Here is a 20182-nt window from a genome sequence, read left to right on the forward strand (position 1 = left end):
AGTACTGTTTGATTTGTTGGGGTGCTACATAGCGGTAAACCCAAAAGGTATCGCGCTTCATTTAAGCGAAGCGCGTTTCTTCAGGTCGACGAGTAAGAACTTCAACACCAGTTGCGGTAACCAGTAAGGTGTGCTCGTATTGTGCTGATAATCGACCGTCTTTGGTTTTAGCGATCCAGTTATCCGGGCCAGTATGTTTCACCTGTTTTTTACCTGCATTAATCATGGGTTCTATGGTCAATGTCATGCCTTCTTCTAACATCACCCCTGTTCCTGCTTTACCGTAATGTGCTACTTGCGGTTCGCCATGAAACGTTGTGCCAACGCCATGCCCACAATATTCCTCGACCACTGAATAATGGTGTTTGTGTGCGTGGGCGGAAATCGCTGCGCCGATATCACCAAGGCGTACACCGGGTTTTACCATATCAATGGCAAGGTAAAGACATTCTTGAGTTACTTGGGCAAGACGCTCTGCATGGGGGAGGGCTGGGCCGGCAAAAAACATTTTGCTGGTATCGCCGTAATAACCATCTTTGATAATGGTGATGTCGACGTTAACCACATCGCCTTTTTTGAGTGGCTTGTCGTTTGGGATGCCGTGACAAATAACGTCGTTGACTGAAGTACAGCATGATTTTGGAAAACCATGATAGTTGAGGGGAGCTGGAATAGCGCCTTGTACTTCAACGATGTAGTTGTGGGCAATGATATCAATTTGTTCGGTTGTCACGCCTGGCACAATAAATTCTTCGAGCATGACTAAAACATCTGCAGCCAGTTTGCCAGCGGTACGCATGCCTTCAATATCGCTGATGTCGGTGAAGCGCGTTGCAGCAGGACGAGGCGTCCAGCTTGGCACTTCAATGCGGCCATTTTGGGTTAATGCTTCAACTTTCTGTAGTATTTCATTGCTCATAATGTAGGTGTCTTAGATAGGTTTATGTCTATATTGAGACCTTTGCACGACTACTGTGCTCGTCAATACTTTGTTAAAAACAGACTCAAAATGCTCATTTATAACCCATAAGCTCGGCTTTGGCTTCCTGCGTCGCCCTAATAACTACATCCATGTAGTTATCCGCCTTTTGTCTGTTCTTGCCTCGTCTTGACTTTGCTCGCGACGCCGTGCGAAGGTCTCATTGAGAGTAAGTTGCGAGACATTCTACATGACTTGAGCGCCAGAATCGCCTCTCTCATGGAAAAAAACGCGCTTCAAATGATGTGTAAAAACACGTTCAAGTCTTTTGGTTTGTCGTTGAATATGGTATAAAACGCCCGCTTGTTAGGATTGTACCTAAAACAAGCGTTTTTTTAAAATCAACGATCTTGCCGCAATTAAATAAAAGTGTCTTGGGTGTCTTAGGTTGCTTTAAACCTTATTCGATTGACGCTTTTAGCTGGTAAGCACATATAACCCAAATTTAAAGGATAGTAAAATGCCTACAGTTTCTATGCGCGACCTATTATTGGTTGGTTCACACTTCGGTCACCAAACTCGTTACTGGAACCCAAAAATGAAGCCTTTCATTTTCGGTGCTCGTAACAAGATTCACATCATTAACCTTGAGCACACAGTTCCGGCTCTTAACAACGCTCTTGAGCTTGTTAAAAAAATGGCTGAGAACAAAAACAAGGTATTGTTTGTTGGTACTAAGCGTGCTGCATCTAAAACGATCAAAGAGCAAGCTGCTCGCTCTGGTATGCCATACGTTAACCACCGTTGGTTAGGTGGTATGTTGACTAACTACAAAACCATTCGTGCGTCTATCAAGCGTCTACGTGAGCTTGAAACACAAATGTCTGATGGTACATTCGATAAGCTGACTAAAAAAGAAGCTTTGATGCGTACTCGTGAGCTTGAAAAACTAGAGCTTTCTATGGGTGGTATCAAGGATATGGGCGGTCTTCCAGATGTATTGTTTGTCGTTGACGTTGATCACGAGCGTATTGCGATCAAAGAAGCAAATAAATTAGGCATTCCTGTTATCGGTATCGTTGATACAAACAGTGATCCAGATGGTGTTGATTACATTATTCCTGCTAACGACGACGCTATCCGTGCTGTTCAGTTATACGTTGGTGCTTTTGCTGATGCGGTTCTAGAAGGTCGTAATGCGACTGCTGGTACTGCTGATGAATTCGTTGAAGTAAACGAAGCGACTGAAGCGTAAGCAAACTGTTTAGTTTGTTCTGGTTTCTAAAGGGAGGTTTCTTACCTCCTTTTTTAAATTTGAATTGTTATAAAGAGGATTTAACATGGCCGCAGTATCTGCAGCATTAGTAAAAGAGCTACGTGAACGTACTGGCCTTGGCATGATGGAGTGTAAAAAAGCACTTGTCGCTGCTGACGCTGACATTGAAGTGGCAATTGAAGAGCTACGTAAATCAAGTGGCATGAAGGCAGCTAAGAAAGCGGGCCGTACAGCAGCTGAAGGTACCATCATCATGCGCGTTGCTGATGATGCTTCTTACGGTATCTTGGTTGAAGTAAACTCTGAAACAGACTTTGCTTCTCGTGACGAAGGCTTTATTGCTTTTGCCAACAAGGTAGCTGACGTTGTTTTCACAACAAAACAAACCGATATGGAAGTGTTGTTGGCGGGTGAAATCGGCCAAGCACGTGAAGCATTGGTTCAAAAAATCGGTGAAAACATCTCTCCGCGTCGCGCAGTCGTTGTTGAAGGTGGTTTGGTAGGTGGTTATCTACACGGTAACGGCCAGATTGCTGTATTGACTCAATTGGAAGGTGGTTCTGACGAGCTAGCTAAAGATGTTTCTATGCACATTGCTGCTGTTTCTCCTCGCGTAGTTCGCGGTGAAGATATGCCTGCTGAAGTTCTTGCAAAAGAAGAAGAAATTGTTCGTGCGCAGCCAGACATGGCTGGTAAGCCAGCTGAGATCGTTGATAAAATGATTGTTGGTCGTATGAAGAAATTCTTGGCTGAAAACAGCTTAACTGAGCAACCTTTCGTTAAGAACCCAGACGTAAAAGTGGGTCAATTAGTGAAAGACGCTGGTGCAACAGTGACTTCTTTCATTCGCCTAGAAGTGGGTGAAGGTATTGAAGTGGCTGAGGTGGATTTTGCCGCAGAAGTAGCAGCACAGCTTAGAGGTTAATTCTGAGTTGTAATGTCTTGCAAAAAAAGGGGCAGCTTGACTGCCCCTTTTTATGAGAGCTAGGTTTGATGAGTGTCGGTGATAGGATTGACCTCAGTGAGTTAAGAAAGAAAACCATTGCCGGAGGTTGATATGTCAAAAGAAAAGAGTCCAAAATACAAACGAATTTTGCTTAAGCTAAGCGGCGAAGCCTTAATGGGTGATGAGTCCTTCGGTATTGACCCTAAGGTATTGAATCGCATAGCGCTTGAAATCGGTCAGTTGCGCGGTATTGGTGTTGAGGTCGGTATTGTTATTGGTGGTGGTAACTTGTTTCGTGGTCAAGCGCTGAGTCAAGCGGGTATGGATCGTGTGACGGGCGATCACATGGGGATGTTGGCAACGGTAATGAATGCATTGGCGATGCGTGATGCACTGGAACGTGCCAATATCGCAACTCGAGTGATGTCGGCCATCACCATGACAGGTATTGTCGAGCCTTATGATAGACGTCGTGCTATGCGTTTAATGAAAGAAGGTGATGTGCTTATTTTCTCGGCTGGGACAGGTAATCCTTTCTTTACGACAGACTCTGCTGCTTGTTTGCGCGGCATTGAGATTGATGCTGATGTCGTACTGAAGGCAACAAAAGTGGATGGTGTCTATTCTGCGGATCCGATGAAAGACCCTTCCGCGGTGAAATATGATACATTGGGTTACGATGAGGTACTTGAAAAACAGTTGGGTGTCATGGACTTAACTGCTATCTGTTTGACTCGTGATCACGCTATGCCGATACGTGTTTTTAATATGAATAAGCCGGGAGCCTTGATAAATATCATGGTTGGTGGCAATGAAGGTACACTGATTAAGTGAGGAAGTTATGATTAACGAAATTCTTAAAGATGCAGAAGATCGAATGAATAAAGCGGTTTCTTCTGTTGAATCTGCGTTTAAAAAAATCCGTACAGGTCGTGCACACCCAAGTATATTAGATCCAGTTAAAGTGAACTACTATGGTACAGAAACGCCTCTTAACCAAGTGGCAAACATTACAGTCGAGGACGCGCGTACTCTGGGGATTTCTCCTTGGGAAAGCAATCTTGTGCCAGAGATCGAAAAAGCGATTTTTAAATCCGATTTGGGGTTGAATCCTTCCACTAGCGGTGGTCTTATCCGCATCCCTATGCCAGCCTTGACGGAAGAGACTCGTAAAAATTATTTCAAACAGGCGAAGAATGAAGCGGAAAATGGTCGTATTGCGATTCGTAATATTCGTCGTGATGCAAACGGAAGTTTGAAAGACTTAGTGAAAGAAAAAGAAATCTCGGAAGACGAAGAGCGTCGTGCTCAAGATCAAGTTCAAAAAATAACAGATAAGTATGTGGCTTTAGTAGAAGAGCGTCTTGCTGCGAAAGAAAAAGACTTGATGGAAATATAATAAAGGAGGCGGGCTTCGGCTCGCTTTTTTTATCGACTAGGGTGACGCTATGTCTGAATTAGATGGCGCTGACGTTGATTCAGTTGTCGTGCCTGCGCATGTTGCTATTATCATGGATGGCAACAATCGCTGGGCCAAAAAAACATCTTCCGAGTATTGCGGGTCATACAGCAGGTGCTTCAGCTGTCAGGCGTGTAGTTGAGGCTGCCGCTAGAGACGGCGTTAAAGTGTTAACGTTGTTTGCTTTTTCCAGTGAAAATTGGAAGCGTCCAAAGCTAGAAGTGGATGGGTTGATGACGCTTTTTATGCGGTCTTTGAAAAAAGAGCTAAAACGTTTAAACGAGCACAAAATAAGACTTAGAGTGATTGGTGATCTTTCTGGCTTTAGTCACGGTTTGCAGAATCAAATTAAGAATGTTGAAGAAGCAACAGCAAGCAACACTCAAATGACGCTGGTTATTGCTGCGAACTACGGTGGTCGTTGGGATATTGCTCAGGCTGCAAGGTCGATAGCTGAACGTGTTGCGTTAGGTGAGCTTTCTCCAGAAGATATTAATGAGGCGGTATTGGGTGAGCATATGCAGTTAGCCGATTTGCCACCGCCAGATTTGTTGATTCGAACATCAGGGGAAGAGCGCATTAGTAATTTTCTACTTTGGCAGACCGCCTACTCTGAATTTGTCTTTCTTCCGGTGTTATGGCCGGATTTTGAACAACAACATTTTGATGAAGCAATTCAAATTTATCAAAATCGTCAACGTCGTTATGGTGGTCGATAACCATGTTACTCCCTCGAATTTTAAGTGCCATCGTGATGGCAGTGTTGTTTGTTTATGCCGTTTTTGTTCTCAACGCTGCGCATTTTATTTTTGCTATGGCTGGAGTGGTTGTTTTAGCAGGTTGGGAATGGGCGCGTCTATCTGGTGTTCGTAATCAGGTGGGGCGTATTGCGTTTGCGGTCTTTATCGGCGTTCTTTGCTTGTCTATTTTGAACTTAAATATTCATGAAATGTCACTGTATTTGGTCCCAATTTTATGGGGGGTTGCCTTGTATTGGGTAATGAAATATCCAGTGCTTCTTTTCTGGCAGCATACCTTTAGTCGCTTATTGTTTGGTATGTTGGTGCTAGTAACGACTTGGTCAGCATTGGTTATGTTAAGGCAGTCTGACAATTTTTTAGTGTGGGTGCTGCTGTTGATGGGGCTAATATGGGGAGCTGATTCAGGCGCCTATTTTGTTGGGCGAGCTTTTGGTAAAAGAAAGCTGGCTCGCTTTGTGAGTCCTGGTAAGTCATGGGAAGGTGTGGCAGGCGGTTTGGTGCTGACGCAAATCGGTGTGACTGTGTTTGCCTTATTGAGTGATTTTACGTTTGTACAGTGGTGTGTATTGTCGTTTATTGCTTTACTGACTTCTTCCGTCTCTGTCTTAGGCGATTTAACAGAGAGTCTATTCAAGCGTCATGAGCAATTAAAAGATTCAAGTCACCTTATACCTGGGCACGGTGGTGTTATGGATCGTGTCGATAGTTTGACGGCGGCGGCACCTATTTATGTATTATTATTAAGTTTGACTGGATGGCTTTGATGCAAGGTATTTGCTTATTAGGCGCGACAGGTTCCATTGGTCAAAGCACGTTAGATATCATAGCGCTGCACCCAGATAAATTTTCCTTGGTTAGCGCATCGGCCAATGAAAGCGTTGATAAAATGGCGGAGATATGTCGCCGCTTTAAACCTAAGCGAGTGGTGGTGGGGTCTAGGCAGGCTCGTGACCAGCTGGCTCTAAAGTGTCAAGGTTTGCCAACGTCATTTGAGTGGGGCGAAGAGGCACTGGACTCTATTGCTGCTGATCCCGATGTTGATCAGGTGATGGCGGCTATCATGGGGTTTGCCGGGCTAAAGCCAACACTAGCCGGTATACGTGCGGGTAAGCGCATACTTCTGGCAAACAAGGAGTCTCTGGTGACAGCAGGCAAATTGTTTATGGATGAAGTTGCAAGGCATAATGTAGTATTGCTGCCCATTGATAGTGAGCATAATGCTATTTTTCAAAGCTTGCCCCAGAGCCTCTATTGGCGCTCACAAGAAGGATGTTGCTAAAATTATCCTAACTGCTTCAGGTGGTCCTTTTAGAGCTTGGTCTTTAGAAGACATGGCTTCGGTGACCCCCGAGCAAGCTTGCAAACACCCTAATTGGTCTATGGGGCAAAAAATATCGATTGATTCAGCGACTTTGATGAATAAAGGGTTGGAGTTAATCGAAGCGTGTTGGTTATTTGATGTGACGCCAAATGAGATAGATGTTGTGGTTCATCCGGAAAGCATTATTCACTCAATGGTTTCTTATGTTGATGGCTCTGTGCTAGCGCAGATGGGCAACCCTGATATGAAGATACCTATTGCTTATGGTATGAGTTGGCCTGATCGGATTGATACTAGCGTGGCACCATTAAATCTTGTGGATATATCTCGCTTGAACTTTGATGCACCTGATTTAATGCGTTTTCCGAACCTGCAATTAGCGGCTGATGCTTGGTTTGCAGGTGGTACGGCTATGGCCGTCTTGAATGCGGCTAATGAGGTTGCTGTAGCGGCTTTCTTAAATCGTCAGATTCGCTTTTTAGATATTGCTCGTATTAATGAGCAGGTACTGGCTGGTGCTAATATCGTAGCGGTTAATACCCTTGACGATGTATTCGAGGCGGATCTTTATGCACGCCGCCTAGCTCTTGATGTGATCAATCGCGGTCGTTTTTTATGATACTAAATATCCTTTCTATTGTTGTTGCTTTAGGTCTTTTAATTACTTTTCATGAGTTTGGTCATTTTTTTGTTGCGCGTCGTTGCGGTGTGAAAGTGCTGCGTTTTTCGGTTGGTTTTGGAAAACCCATTTATCGTTATGTGGGGAAGACAGGGACTGAATACACGCTAGCAATGATTCCATTGGGTGGTTATGTTCGTATGCTAGATGAGCGTGAGGGTGATGTGCCTGCATCCTTACGCAGTCAGGCGTTTAACACAAAAACAGTTTGGCAGCGCATTGCTATCGTTGCGGCAGGGCCTATTGCCAATTTCATTTTGGCGGTCATTATTTACGCGTTAGTTGCTTTACTTGGTATTCAGTCACTTGCGCCTAAAGTCGGTCATGTTGCGGCTAATTCGCCATTGGCGCAGACCCAGATTCAAGCAGGGGATGAGCTGATTTCTATTGCGGATCAAGCTGTTGTCTCTTGGGAAGATGTAAATTTAGTGCTAGCAGGCTTGATCGGAAAAACAGGAACCATTATCGTTCGTTATCAGGTAGATGGTCGAGATTATCAGCAAGAGGAGGCGATTCGATTAGATCGTTGGCTGGTAGGAGAGGAGCCTAACAACTTAATCCAGGCGTTTGGGGTCGTGCCATGGCGACCTGATGTGTTACCTATCATTGCACAGGTTGTAGAGGATGGGGCTGCAGCGAGTGCTGGTTTTCAGGCTAATGACAGAATTCTTAGTGTGAACGACCAGTCTATATCAAATTGGCAGCAGGTCGTTGCATTGGTGCAAGCCAGTCCTAATAAAGCACTAGATGTTGAGGTTCAGCGAGGGCAAGACGTTGTTAAATTATTATTATTGCCCAAATCTACGGAGCAAAATGGTAAACTGATAGGGTATGCTGGACTCGCTGTTGTTCCGCCTCAATTAGATGAGAGTGTTGTCAGAGAGCGCCATTATGGTCCGTTTGAGGCAATTTCTTATGGTGTTGAACAAACGTCTAAGATGGTATCTTTGACAGTTTCTTCAGTCGGTAAGATGCTACAGGGTTTGATATCGGTTGATAATTTATCTGGGCCGATAACGATCGCCAAGGTGGCGAGTGCATCTGCAGATTCAGGTTTGCAGTCTTTTTTGAAATTCATGGCTTACCTCAGTGTCAGTTTGGGTGTGCTTAATTTGTTGCCTATTCCCATGTTGGATGGTGGGCATTTAGTATTTTTCGGCATTGAAGCTATACGCCGGAAGCCAGTTTCTGAAAAAATTCAGGCTATGGCTTATCGGGTTGGTGCTTCTCTTTTATTTGCTTTAATGGCTGTTGCCATTTTTAATGATATTGCCCGCTTGTAGAGAGGTATATGTGAAAGTCGTTTCAGTAGTATTTTTGGCTTTAATAAGCGTGCAGAGTGTTGCAAAAACCGTAGAGGATGTTCGAATTGATGGCCTAGTTCAAATGCCATCTGCTAGAGCGTTTGATGTAATCGGCTTTGATAAAAGTGAGTCTTATGATTCGGGCAAGGTCTATCAAGCGATTAGCGCTCTTTTTAACACAGGCTACTTTAGCGACATTGATGTGTATGAAGACAACAATGTATTAGTGTTTGATGTTGAAGAGCGTCCCTCCATAGGTAACTTGACGATTGAAGGGAATGAGCCTCATTAAAACAGAAGATTTGGAGCGAGGTCTGAAGTTATCAGGCTTGGAGATTGGTGAAATATACAAGCCAGAAACGTTGAACCAGATTGTTCAAGAGGCTCCAGCGTCAATATTATGCACTTGGTCGCTATAGCGCTAAGGTGGATATTTCTGTTGAGGAAATGCCTCGTAATCGTACAGGTATTGTTATTAACATTGATGAAGGTGATACGGCAAAAATCGTTCATATTAACATTGTCGGTAACAAGGATTTTGACGAAGAAACCTTAACCAAAGACTTTGAATCAAGAGAGACAGGTTCTTGGAATCCTTTTAGCTCGGCAGACGAATATGCCAAAGCCAAAATAGAAGGTGATATTAATACCCTAAAGAGCTTTTATTTAGACAAAGGCTATTTGGATTTTAATGTGGTGTCTAGTCAGGTGAGCTTGTCGGCCGATAAACGTGATGTTTATATCGTGATTAACGTCGAGGAAGGTCAACCTTATAACATTAATAACGTTTCTTTAAGCGGTAGTCTGCCGATTGCAGAAGATCGCATATGGAAACAAATCACGCAGAAAAGCGGCGACGTTTTTTCTCGTAGTGAAGTGACAAAGATTATTGAAGGGATTTCGACGGAATTAGGTGATGATGGCTATTTGTTCACAAACGTCAATGTTATTCCAGAGAAGCTTGATAATCATACGGTGAATCTCAGTTATCAAATCGCGCCAGGTCCAAAGGTTTACGTACGTCGTATTACATTTAGTGGTAATAGCGAGACTCAAGATGAGGTATTGCGTCGTGAGATGACTCAGTTTGAAGGGGCTTTGGCAACGCATTCTAAAATTCAATCCTCTAAGCGTCGTATTGAACGATTGGGCTTCTTTGGCAGTGTTGATTTAAGAACTCGACCTGTGGCGGGCACGTCAGATCAGGTGGATCTTGATGTTGTCGTTCAAGAGCAAGCATCTGGCAGTATTCAAGCAAGCATTGGTTATTCTCAAGAAGATGGTACCGTGCTGGGTTTTGGTATTTCTAAGCGTAACTTTTTAGGGACAGGTAATAAGTTATCTTTTAATGCGTCGCGAACAAATCAGACGCAAGATTACTCGATTAGTTATGACAATCCCTATTTTACAGTGGATGGCGTGAGTCGTGGTTTTGAAATATTTTATAAAACCAGTGATCATGCCGATGATGATGTTGAGGATTATGATCTTGATTCGATCGGTGCTGGCGTTAGTTATGGTTACCCAATATCGGATACCCAACGCTTGGCTTTTGGTTTGACAGTAAAAGAAAGTACAGTGAAGTTGGGCTATGACCCTTCTAATGAAACAAAAGACTATGTTGAAACCCACGGTGATAACTATGACGATGTTATTGCTAGTTTGACTTGGAGTGATAGTGACTTGGTTGGTGGTGTGTTGCCAACAGATGGTTATTCAACCAGAGCAACCTTAGAGGTGGCTTTGCCAGTAGGTGACCAAGAATATACTAAGCTTGGTTTGACCTCTCAGCGTTATTGGAGTATGACCGATTCGAATTTGTGGCTGTTCCGCTTAAAAGGTCGTTTAGGTTATGGTTCTGGATATGGTGACACGGATACTTTACCATTCTTTGAAAACTACTTCGCTGGTGGCTCTTATTCGGTACGTGGTTATGGTGCATCTTCATTGGGTCCAAAGAACTCATACGATGCAGATTCGACAAACAGCAGTTCTGCGTTAGGTGGTAATATTCTGATGACTGGAACGGCGGAATTGATCTTTCCTTTACCCATGGTTGAAGATCATAAATCAGTTAGAACAGCGTTTTTTCTAGACGGTGGTAACGTATTCACTGATACCTGTTTGGCTAGTAATACCGAGTGTAATGAAGGTGTTGATTTGGACGAAATTCGCTACAGTGTTGGTTTTAGTTGGACTTGGATTACACCGATCGCGCCACTGTCATTCAATTTTGCAAAACCTTTAAATTCAAAAGATGGCGACAAAACAGACTTCTTCCAGTTTCAGCTAGGTACCACATTTTAGTTTAGATAGCTTTTTTTAGTAGGATGTAAGATGAAAAATATATTAATGGTCATTTTTGTTCTGTGTTTGACAGCCACGGCTCAGGCAACAGAGGTTGCTGTCGTAGACTTTAGGGCGGCTCTTTTGCAAAGTAATATTGGTCAGGAAGCGGCCAAAGAACCTAAGCAAAAAGTGGCCGCTATGGATGCTCGTTTGAAAAAAGAGCAAGAGGATCTTGAAGCGTCTGCACAAAACTTAAAGCGTGATGAATTGACTTTATCTGAAGAAGAGTTCAAAAAACGTCGTCAACAGCTTGGAGAGCGTCAAAATCAGGTACGAGCTTTGGCGGCTAACATGCAGCGTCAAGCGAAAGAGCTTGAACAGCAGTTGATACAGTCGTTGACACCAAAAGGCGAAGCAGCTTTAAAATCATTGATTGAAGAACGAAAACTGGACTTAGTGTTAAACAGACAACTAAGTTTATATGCCAACGCGGATGCAGATATTACTGACGAACTAGTAAAACGTATTAATAAGGACAATTAATCTATGAGTTATACGCTAGGGCAGTTGGCAGCCAATGTTCACGGTATAGTAAAAGGAGATGAAAATCTCATCATAGAAAAGTTAGGTACGCTCGAAAAAGCCACTGAACAAGAGTTGAGTTTTTTAGCGAATCCTAAATACCAGAATCATCTATCGACGACTTCGGCTGGTGCTGTACTTGTTAAAACAGAAGAGCTTGCTCAACTAGTGGATAACGCCATTATTGTTCCAAACCCTTATTTGGCGTTTGCTCAATTGTCACATTTATTCGTTCCCGCCACACAGTGTTGGACTGGGATCCACTCAAGTGCCGTTGTGTCATCTAATGCGTTATTAGGTCAGGATGTAACAATAGGTCCTAATGCCGTTATTGATGATGGCACAATTATTGCTGATGGCTGCATTGTTGGTGCAGGCTGTGTTATTGGGCGAGGCGTTAGAGTAGGTCAAAATACTCGACTGTACCCCAATGTTACGCTTTATCATGATGTCGTGATTGGTGAGTCTTGCATTATTCATAGTGGAACTGTGATTGGTGCTGATGGCTTTGGCTTTGCTCCGGATCAGGGGCGTTGGGAAAAAATTGATCAATTGGGATCTGTGGTTATAGGTAATCATGTTGAAATAGGTGCTAATACCACCATTGATCGTGGTGCTATCGAAAATACGTTAATTGGTGACGGGGTTATCATAGATAATCAAGTTCAAATTGCTCATAACGTTATAATTGGTGATAATACAGCGGTTGCGGGGTGTGTTGGCATTGCAGGTAGTGCAAAAATAGGTGCGTTTTGCACTATATCCGGTGGTGTGGGTCTTGCTGGTCATATCACTATAGTGGATCACGTACATATTACCGCTATGACTATGGTGACTAAGTCTATTTTAGAGGCTGGTTCATATTCTTCTGGTATGGGGATGGAGCCAACCGCTAAGTGGCGTCGCTCGGCCGCAAGGTTTAGAAGAATTGATAGTATGGCGAAGCAAATTTCAAACTTGGAACAACAAATTAAAAAGCTTTCAGATAAAGGTTGATGTTTAATGATGGACGTAAATGAAATTCGTCAGTATTTACCTCATAGGTACCCATTTTTACTAGTAGATCGTGTTGTTGAGATAAATCTGAACGATTCCATTATCGCCTATAAAAATGTAACGATAAATGAGCCCTTTTTTAATGGTCATTTTCCTAATCACCCAGTTATGCCGGGTGTGCTGATTATCGAAGCCATGGCTCAGGCGGCGGGCATATTAGGGTTCAAAACAATGGATAAGAAGCCGGAAGATGGCTCTATTTATTATTTTGTTGGTGCCGATAATACGCGCTTTAAACGCCCTGTAGTGCCTGGGGATCGTTTGCAATTAGAGGCAAAAATCGTTGCTGAGAAGCGTGGTATTTGGAAGTTTGAATGTAGAGCAACGGTTGAAGGACAGCTGGCTTGCTCTGCGACTATTTTGTGTGCAGACAGGAAAATATAGTGGCGATACATCCAACTACTTTAATCGATTCGAAAGCAGAGATTGATCCCAGTGTGGAGATTGGCCCTTTTTGCGTGATCGGGCCGAACGTAAAAATTGGGGCTGGTAGTATTATTAAATCTCATGTTGTTATTAATGGTCACACAACAATTGGGCGTAATAATGAAATTTACCAGTTTGCCTCTGTTGGAGAAGCGAACCAAGACAAAAAGTATAAGGGTGAACCCACACAGCTTATAATTGGTGACAATAATGTTATCCGTGAAAATGCGACGATCCATCGGGGTACTATTCAGGATAATGGCGTCACCGTAATTGGTAATCATAACCTGTTTATGGCGAGTACGCATGTTGGGCATGACTGTATTGTGGGAGACCATAATATTATGGCTAATTTTGCAGCATTAGCGGGTCATGTTCGAGTCGGTGACCATGTCATTCTTGGCGGTTATACGGGAGTTCATCAGTTTTGTCAGGTTAACTCTTTCAGTATGTGTGGCATGGGATCTATGGTGGCTAAGGATGTACCTCGGTATGTTATGGTTTCTGGTAGTCCCGCGAAAGCACATGGTATGAACTTTGAGGGTATGCGTCGTCGAGGTGTGCCTGCTGAGATCATTCGAGCATTACGAACGGCTTATAAGACAGTGTACCTTAAAGGTTTAACGTTAGAGGCAGCCTTACAAGAATTAGAAAAAGAAGGCGTGTTTGGCATTCCTGAAGTAGCGGACTTCACTTTGTCAATCCGGCAGTCAAAACGTGGGATCGTCCGATAGACGTCATATTTTAAAAAAGAAAACCCCGGACTGTTTCGGGGTTTTTTATTATAGAGGTTGGATAGATGCAAATGACGTCTGTGACACGTTATGTATTGGTTGCTGGTGAAGCATCTGGTGATATTTTGGGTGCTAACCTTATTGCCCATTTAAAAGCGTTGCAACCTGATGCCGTATTTGAAGGAATTGGCGGGCCGCTAATGGAGGCTCAGGGGTTGAAAAGCTTGGTGCCTATGGATCGCCTTTCGGTCATGGGGTTAGTCGAAGTTTTGGGTCGTCTACGGGAGTTGCTTGGTATTCGCAAGCGGTTGTATGTTTCCTGTTTACAGAACCCGCCAACGGCTTTCATTGGTATTGATTCTCCTGATTTTAATATGCCGTTAGCCCGTAAATTGAAACAGGCGGGTATACCAACTGTGCATTATGTTAGCCCTTCTGTATGGGCATGGCGTCAGAAGCGTATTTTTAATATTAAAAAATCCGTTGATCTTATGTTGGCTTTGTTCCCCTTTGAACTACCGATTTATCATCAACATGATATCCCTGTGGTTTGTGTTGGTCATACGTTGGCCGACGATATTCCTTTTGAAAACGATGCTGTTACTGCTCGCAAGGCGTTAGGGTTGGAAGGAATTCAAGGTCCGGTGTTTGCTATTTTACCCGGCTCCAGAGAAGGTGAAGTGGCTCGTCTGGCTCCGCTTTTTATAGAGGCGATGAAGTTAATTAAACACAAAGAGTCAGAGGCCACTTTTTTAATACCAGCTGCAAACGCTGAAAGGCGATTACAGATTGAGGCGATGTTGCAAGAGGCGAATGCAGAAGCCATTTTGATTGACGGTCAGTCACGTACCGTGATGATGGCCGCTGATGCTATTTTGTTGGCTTCGGGTACGGCCGCATTAGAAGCGATGCTTGTAAAACGACCTATGGTTGTCTCATACCGTGTTAATGCACTGACCTACGCTATTATGAAAAGGATGGTGAAAGTACCTTATGTGTCTTTGCCAAATTTGTTGGCCAACGAGGCGTTAGTGCCAGAGTTGTTACAAGATGCTGCGACACCTGATAATTTAGCCGCACGTTTATTGCAGACTTGGCGGTCTTTTATAGGAGATAAAGCGATCCAAGCTAAGTATTTGGATTTGCATAAAATGTTACGTAAAAATGCGGGGTGCCAGGCTGCTCAGGCGATTGTGTCTATGCTTAATAAAGAGACAAAATAATGGAGCCTTTTGTTAGTCAGGTATATTTTGGCGATTTGTTGGCTGGGGCTGATGAAGCTGGGCGAGGGCCGTTAGCTGGCGAGGTAGTGGCGGCCGCCGTGATTCTTGATCCATTACGTCCTATTAAAGGGTTAGCAGACTCTAAAAAGCTCAGTGAAAAAAAACGTGATGCTTTGTTTATTGAAATACAAGAAAAAGCGTTAGCTTACGGTATTGCCAGCGCTTCTATAGAAGAAATTGATGCTATCAATATTCTTCACGCCAGTATGCTAGCTATGTCTCGTGCGGTTGCTTTACTCTCTATTGTGCCGGAACATGTTCTTATCGACGGTAATCGTATTCCTCTCAATTTACCTTGTTCGGCAGAAGCCGTTGTTAAGGGGGATGCTCGGCATGCTGCGATTTCGGCAGCATCTATTTTAGCAAAAGTCACTCGAGATAGAGATATTGTTAAAGCTGCAGAAATTTATCCGCAGTATGGCTTTGAAAAGCACAAGGGCTACCCAACTGCACAGCATCTTGAAGCGATTCGTCTACATGGTATTACGCCCATTCATAGACGTAGCTTTGGCCCAGTTAAAAAGATTTTAGAGGGATAATATTTTGTCCACATCATTTATACATTTACGAGTCCACACGGAATTTTCTTTAGTCGACGGCTTAGTAAAAATCAAAGGCTTACTTGGTACGACTGAATTTATGTCCATGCCAGCGGTTGCCATTACGGATGAAAATAATCTTTGTGGTTTTGTGCGTTTTTACAAAGGTGCGATGGAAAAAGGCATTAAGCCCATCTGTGGTGCTGATGTTATGGTTGCTGAAGACGATGAGGTAGAGTCGAGATATCGTTTTACTTTATTGGCGATGTCTAATAAAGGCTATAAAAATATTATTGCCATTATTTCGAAAGGCTATCAGCTAGGGCAAGTGGAGGGGCGTCCGGTTATACAGCGAGAATGGATAGAGGCCCATAGTGAAGATGTGATTGCTCTGTCTGGTGCAGGGTTTGGCGATATCGGTTATTTATTACAGAAAGGCCGTAATGAGCAGGCCAGAAGCCGAATGGCTCATTGGATGTCGGTATTTCCTGATCGATTTTATATTGAATTACAACGAACCAGTCGCTCAGGAGAAGAGAGTTATATACATGCTGTTGTCCCTTTGGCGAGTGAGCTTGACTGTCCCGTCGTGGCAACAAATGATGTACGTTTCTTGAAACGAGAAAACTTTGAAGCACATGAAGCGCGTGTATGTATTCACGATGGTGTGACCTTAGATGATCCTCGGCGCAAGCGTCGTTATTCAGAAGAGCAATACTTTAAAACGCCAGAAGAAATGGCAGAGCTTTTTCAAGATATTCCTGAGGCGCTAGAAAATACAGTAGAAATTGCCAAGCGTTGCAGTGTCGATGTTCTATTGGGTGAGTATTTTTTACCAGATTATCCTGTGCCAGAAGGCATGACGATGGAGGCGTTTTTTAGCAAACTATCCTACGACGGTCTGGTAGAGCGTTTCAATTTTCTAACCAAAAAATATGGCGAGCGCATCGAAAAGCGTCGTCAAGAATATTGGGATCGTTTGGATTTTGAGTTGACCATTATCAATCAGATGGGATTTCCCGGATATTTCTTGATTGTAATGGACTTTATTCAGTGGGCGAAAGATAACGGTATACCGGTTGGCCCTGGTCGTGGTTCTGGTGCCGGTTCTTTGGTGGCTTATGCGCTTAAAATTACCGATCTTGATCCACTGGAATACGATTTACTATTCGAGCGTTTTTTAAATCCAGAACGGGTATCTATGCCCGACTTTGATATTGATTTCTGCATGGATAATCGGGATCGAGTGATCGATTATGTTTCTCGCACTTATGGCCGAGATGCGGTGTCTCAGATTATTACTTTTGGTGCCATGGCGGCAAAAGCGGTAGTTCGAGATGTTGCTAGGGTGCAAGGTAAGCCATATAGTTTGGGGGATAAGTTATCGAAGCTCATCCCGTTTGAAATTGGTATGACGCTTAAAAAAGCCTTGGAAGAAGAGCCTGCGTTACCTGAGTTTTTGGCTGGTGATGAAGATGCCGCCGAAGTGATGGAAATGGCGATTTCTTTAGAGGGGGTGGTGCGTAACTTTGGTAAACACGCTGGTGGTGTGGTAATCGCACCAACTAAGTTGATTGATTTTGCTCCCCTTTACTGTGAAGAAGACGGCTCGGGTCTGGTTACCCAATACGACAAAAACGATGTTGAGGAAGCCGGTTTAGTCAAGTTTGACTTTTTGGGATTAAAAACACTGACCGTTGTGGATTGGGCGGTAAAAAACATTGATGCGATCAATGCCCTAGAAGGAAAACCACCCTTAGATATTGCGCTGATTGATTTGGAAGATCAGTCAACGTACGAGCTGCTAAAACGCGCAGAGACGACCGCGGTCTTCCAGCTGGAATCTCGTGGTATGAAAGAGTTAATCAAGAAGCTTCTACCCTCGCGCTTTGAAGATATTATCGCCTTGGTGGCCTTGTATCGTCCTGGACCATTGGGACTCAGGCATGGTGGACGACTTTATCAATCGTAAGCATGGTCGTGCAGAGCTTGCCTTCCCCCACCCTGATTATCAACATGAAGATTTGATTCCGGTGTTGGAACCAACTTACGGCATTATCTTGTATCAAGAGCAAGTAATGCAGATTGCTCAGGTGCTGGCTAAGTTCTCTCTAGGTGGCGCTGACTTACTGCGTCGTGCCATGGGTAAGAAAAAACCTGAGGTTATGGCTGAGCAGCGTTTAATCTTTATGGAAGGGGCGCTGAAAAACAATATTGATAAAGACTTGTCAGGTAACATTTTTGACTTGATGGAGAAATTTGCCGGTTATGGTTTTAACAAATCGCATTCGGCTGCCTATGCTCTGGTTTCTTATCAAACCGCGTGGTTAAAAAATCATTATCCCGCACCTTTTATGGCAGCAGTTTTGTCTGCTGATATGCAGAATACGGATAAGATCGTTATTTTCATTGAAGAATGTCGCTCAATGAAGCTGGCGTTAGAGTTGCCTAATGTGAATGAGTCCGTTTTTAAATTTACCGTGAATCCAAAAGGTGCGATTGTTTATGGGCTTGGCGCGATTAAAGGTGTGGGTGAAGGGCCGATTGAAGCGATTGTAGAAGCACGGAAAGAAGGGCCATTTGAACATATTTTTGATTTTTGCCAGCGTGTTGGTCGTAAAATAAATAAGCGTGTTATGGAAGCTTTGGTTCGTTCTGGAGCGTTTGACACCATAGGTCCGAACCGAGCGACGTTATTTGCTTGTATTGATGAGGCACTGAAACGAGCTGTTCAAGATGCTAAAAACCAAGATGCAGGCATGATGGATTTATTTGGTGTCGCGGTAGAAGACAATGCACAGGATGCCTATAAAGAAATAGGTATCCAGCATGAATGGACGCCACGTCAGCGTCTTGATGGTGAGAAAGATACACTTGGTTTGTACGTGACAGGCCACCCGATAGATGAGTACGAAAAAGAGATTCGTCGCTTTGTTCGTTCAAAAATTGTGGATTTACAGCCTAAGCGTGGTGATACGCAGATTATGGCAGGTTTGATTGTAGACTTGCGCATTACCAAGAGTAAAAAAGGTGGTAACATCGCTTTTGTTACATTAGATGACCGTTCTGCTCGGATTGAAGTAACGGTGTTTCCTGATAATTACGACACTTTTAAAAACGTAATCGTTAAAGATGAAGTGGTGGTTGTTGAGGGGGAAATTACCGTAGATGAATTTCGTGGCGGTCAGAAAGTGATTGCTCGTAATATTCTTGATATTGCTCAGGCACGTGTGCGGTATGTGGAAGCATTGCGTATTACGTGGACATCCGAAACCGTCACGCCAAACGAAATACAAGCCTTGGCAAACGCCATGGCGTCATATCGTGGCGAGGGTTGTGATGTGGTGATAGGCTTTGATACGCCCCAAGCGTGCGGTGATATTCGTTTAGGAAGTGGTTGGAAAGTTCGGCCGGATGACGAATTAATTCATCAACTTCAGAAACAATACGGTAAACAAAATGTTCAGTTAGTGTATACTTAGTCTCATTTAATAGTTTTTGCAATGGAATGCGGCGTCGAGACGCGCCTAGTAGAGCTGTGGGACAATAGGCTATCGCCTTTTGTCTTTGAATTTGATGGCAACCAAACAGTAGTGTAATTAAACATGAATTTAAATTATCTCCCTTTTGAGCAGCCGATTGCTGAGCCTCGAACAAAAAATTGAAGAGTTGCGTTTAGTTGGTAATGACAATGAACTCAACATAAGCGATGAAATTAGTCGTCTTGAAGATAAGAAAATAGCATTAACCAAGAGCCTATTTAGTAATTTAGGGGCATGGGAAGTTTCTCAATTAGCGCGTCACCCAAAGCGCCCGTACACTCTTGATTATATAAAACATGCTTTTACCGATTTTGAAGAAATGCACGGTGACCGTCATTACGCTGATGATCGTGCGATTGTTGGTGGTATCGCCCGTTTAGATGGCCGCTCAGTGATGGTTATTGGTCATCAGAAAGGTCGCGAAGTCAAAGAAAAAGTATTGCGTAATTTTGGTATGCCTCGCCCAGAAGGTTACCGTAAGGCACTGCGTCTTATGGAAACGGCAGAGCGCTTTAATATGCCTATTGTTACATTAATCGACACACCTGGGGCGTATCCTGGTATCGGTGCTGAAGAACGCGGTCAAAGTGAGGCCATTGCCTTCAACTTGGCGGTAATGTCTCGCCTTAAAACACCGATCATTTCGACCGTAATCGGTGAAGGTGGTTCGGGCGGCGCATTGGCTATAGGCGTTTGTGATGAGCTAATGATGTTACAATACGGCACGTATTCCGTTATTTCTCCTGAAGGTTGTGCGTCTATTTTATGGAAAAGCGCAGATCGTGCGTCTGACGCGGCAAAAGCCATGGGTATCACCGCCCAGCGTCTTCAAGAGCTAGGTTTTGTTGATACAATCATTCGAGAGCCTCTTGGTGGTGCGCATATTTCTCATGAAGAAATGGCGCAAAGTTTAAAGAAAAATATTTTAGCGGCGCTTGATCGTATGGAAGCGTTGACGACAGAAGAGTTACTGGCTCGTCGTTATAACCGTTTGATGTCCTACGGCTTGTAAGATATTTCTATTATGAAAAGCCTCCTATCTTTAGGGGGCTTTTTTGTCTCTCAT

15 protein-coding genes and 4 pseudogenes are annotated in these 20182 nt (G+C 43.6%); 18 read left to right on the forward strand and 1 reads right to left on the reverse strand.

Going from position 1 to position 20182, the window contains the following annotated elements:
* Positions 1–61: 61 nt before the first annotated feature.
* Entirely contained in the window at positions 62–919 is an 858-nt protein-coding gene (gene map / locus AC0L6V_RS23150; protein WP_409419152.1) for a type I methionyl aminopeptidase, read from the reverse strand.
* Between the two features lie 520 nt (positions 920–1439).
* Here map and rpsB point away from each other — a divergent pair.
* From rpsB to accA, 18 genes and pseudogenes are all read left to right on the forward strand, one after another.
* Complete coding sequence (gene rpsB, locus AC0L6V_RS23155; RefSeq protein WP_265220687.1) at positions 1440–2174, forward strand: 30S ribosomal protein S2; 735 nt, start codon at positions 1440–1442, stop codon at positions 2172–2174.
* 85 nt (positions 2175–2259) lie between these two features.
* Positions 2260–3120, forward strand: a complete 861-nt coding sequence (gene tsf, locus AC0L6V_RS23160; RefSeq protein ID WP_111608021.1) for a translation elongation factor Ts — start codon at positions 2260–2262, stop codon at positions 3118–3120.
* Positions 3121–3252: 132 nt separating this feature from the next.
* A complete protein-coding gene (gene pyrH / locus AC0L6V_RS23165; RefSeq protein ID WP_265220688.1) occupies positions 3253–3975 on the forward strand; it encodes a UMP kinase in 723 nt (240 codons plus the stop codon).
* Positions 3976–3982: 7 nt separating this feature from the next.
* Positions 3983–4540: a ribosome recycling factor gene (gene frr / locus AC0L6V_RS23170; RefSeq protein ID WP_111608020.1), complete on the forward strand. Its 558-nt coding sequence runs from the start codon at positions 3983–3985 to the stop codon at positions 4538–4540.
* A gap of 49 nt (positions 4541–4589) precedes the next feature.
* Positions 4590–5319: pseudogene (uppS, locus tag AC0L6V_RS23175) on the forward strand (polyprenyl diphosphate synthase).
* A gap of 2 nt (positions 5320–5321) precedes the next feature.
* Complete coding sequence (locus tag AC0L6V_RS23180) at positions 5322–6125, forward strand: phosphatidate cytidylyltransferase (RefSeq protein ID WP_418138650.1); 804 nt, start codon at positions 5322–5324, stop codon at positions 6123–6125.
* Positions 6125–7301, forward strand: a pseudogene (gene ispC / locus AC0L6V_RS23185) (1-deoxy-D-xylulose-5-phosphate reductoisomerase). Before AC0L6V_RS23180 ends, ispC begins: the two are co-directional and overlap by 1 nt.
* Positions 7298–8644 carry an RIP metalloprotease RseP gene (gene rseP / locus AC0L6V_RS23190; RefSeq protein ID WP_265220692.1) on the forward strand — a complete coding sequence of 449 codons (1347 nt, stop codon included), beginning with the start codon at positions 7298–7300 and terminating at the stop codon, positions 8642–8644. Before ispC ends, rseP begins: the two are co-directional and overlap by 4 nt.
* Before the next feature lie 10 nt (positions 8645–8654).
* Complete coding sequence (locus AC0L6V_RS23195; protein ID WP_418138651.1) at positions 8655–8957, forward strand: POTRA domain-containing protein; 303 nt, start codon at positions 8655–8657, stop codon at positions 8955–8957.
* Between the two features lie 134 nt (positions 8958–9091).
* The gene (gene bamA / locus AC0L6V_RS23200; RefSeq protein ID WP_418138652.1) at positions 9092–10972 is read left to right on the forward strand and encodes an outer membrane protein assembly factor BamA; all 1881 of its coding nucleotides are present in this window, start codon (positions 9092–9094) and stop codon (positions 10970–10972) included.
* Positions 10973–11002: 30 nt separating this feature from the next.
* On the forward strand, positions 11003–11497 hold the full coding sequence (locus tag AC0L6V_RS23205; RefSeq protein WP_265220695.1) for an OmpH/Skp family outer membrane protein: 495 nt from the start codon (positions 11003–11005) through the stop codon (positions 11495–11497).
* Positions 11498–11500: 3 nt separating this feature from the next.
* On the forward strand, positions 11501–12532 hold the full coding sequence (gene lpxD / locus AC0L6V_RS23210; protein WP_265220696.1) for a UDP-3-O-(3-hydroxymyristoyl)glucosamine N-acyltransferase: 1032 nt from the start codon (positions 11501–11503) through the stop codon (positions 12530–12532).
* Positions 12533–12538: 6 nt separating this feature from the next.
* Complete coding sequence (gene fabZ / locus AC0L6V_RS23215) at positions 12539–12976, forward strand: 3-hydroxyacyl-ACP dehydratase FabZ (RefSeq protein WP_111608013.1); 438 nt, start codon at positions 12539–12541, stop codon at positions 12974–12976.
* Positions 12976–13752, forward strand: a complete 777-nt coding sequence (gene lpxA, locus AC0L6V_RS23220; RefSeq protein ID WP_265220697.1) for an acyl-ACP--UDP-N-acetylglucosamine O-acyltransferase — start codon at positions 12976–12978, stop codon at positions 13750–13752. Before fabZ ends, lpxA begins: the two co-directional genes overlap by 1 nt.
* Positions 13753–13817: 65 nt before the next feature.
* A complete protein-coding gene (lpxB, locus tag AC0L6V_RS23225) occupies positions 13818–14975 on the forward strand; it encodes a lipid-A-disaccharide synthase (RefSeq protein WP_418138653.1) in 1158 nt (385 codons plus the stop codon).
* Complete coding sequence (rnhB, locus tag AC0L6V_RS23230) at positions 14975–15574, forward strand: ribonuclease HII (RefSeq protein WP_265220698.1); 600 nt, start codon at positions 14975–14977, stop codon at positions 15572–15574. Before lpxB ends, rnhB begins: the two co-directional genes overlap by 1 nt.
* Positions 15575–15578: 4 nt before the next feature.
* Positions 15579–19056, forward strand: a pseudogene (gene dnaE, locus AC0L6V_RS23235) (DNA polymerase III subunit alpha).
* Between the two features lie 123 nt (positions 19057–19179).
* Positions 19180–20128 (forward strand): annotated as a pseudogene (accA, locus tag AC0L6V_RS23240) (acetyl-CoA carboxylase carboxyl transferase subunit alpha).
* Positions 20129–20182 lie beyond the last annotated feature (54 nt).

It is taken from the genome of Marinomonas sp. G8-14 (assembly GCF_055808935.1).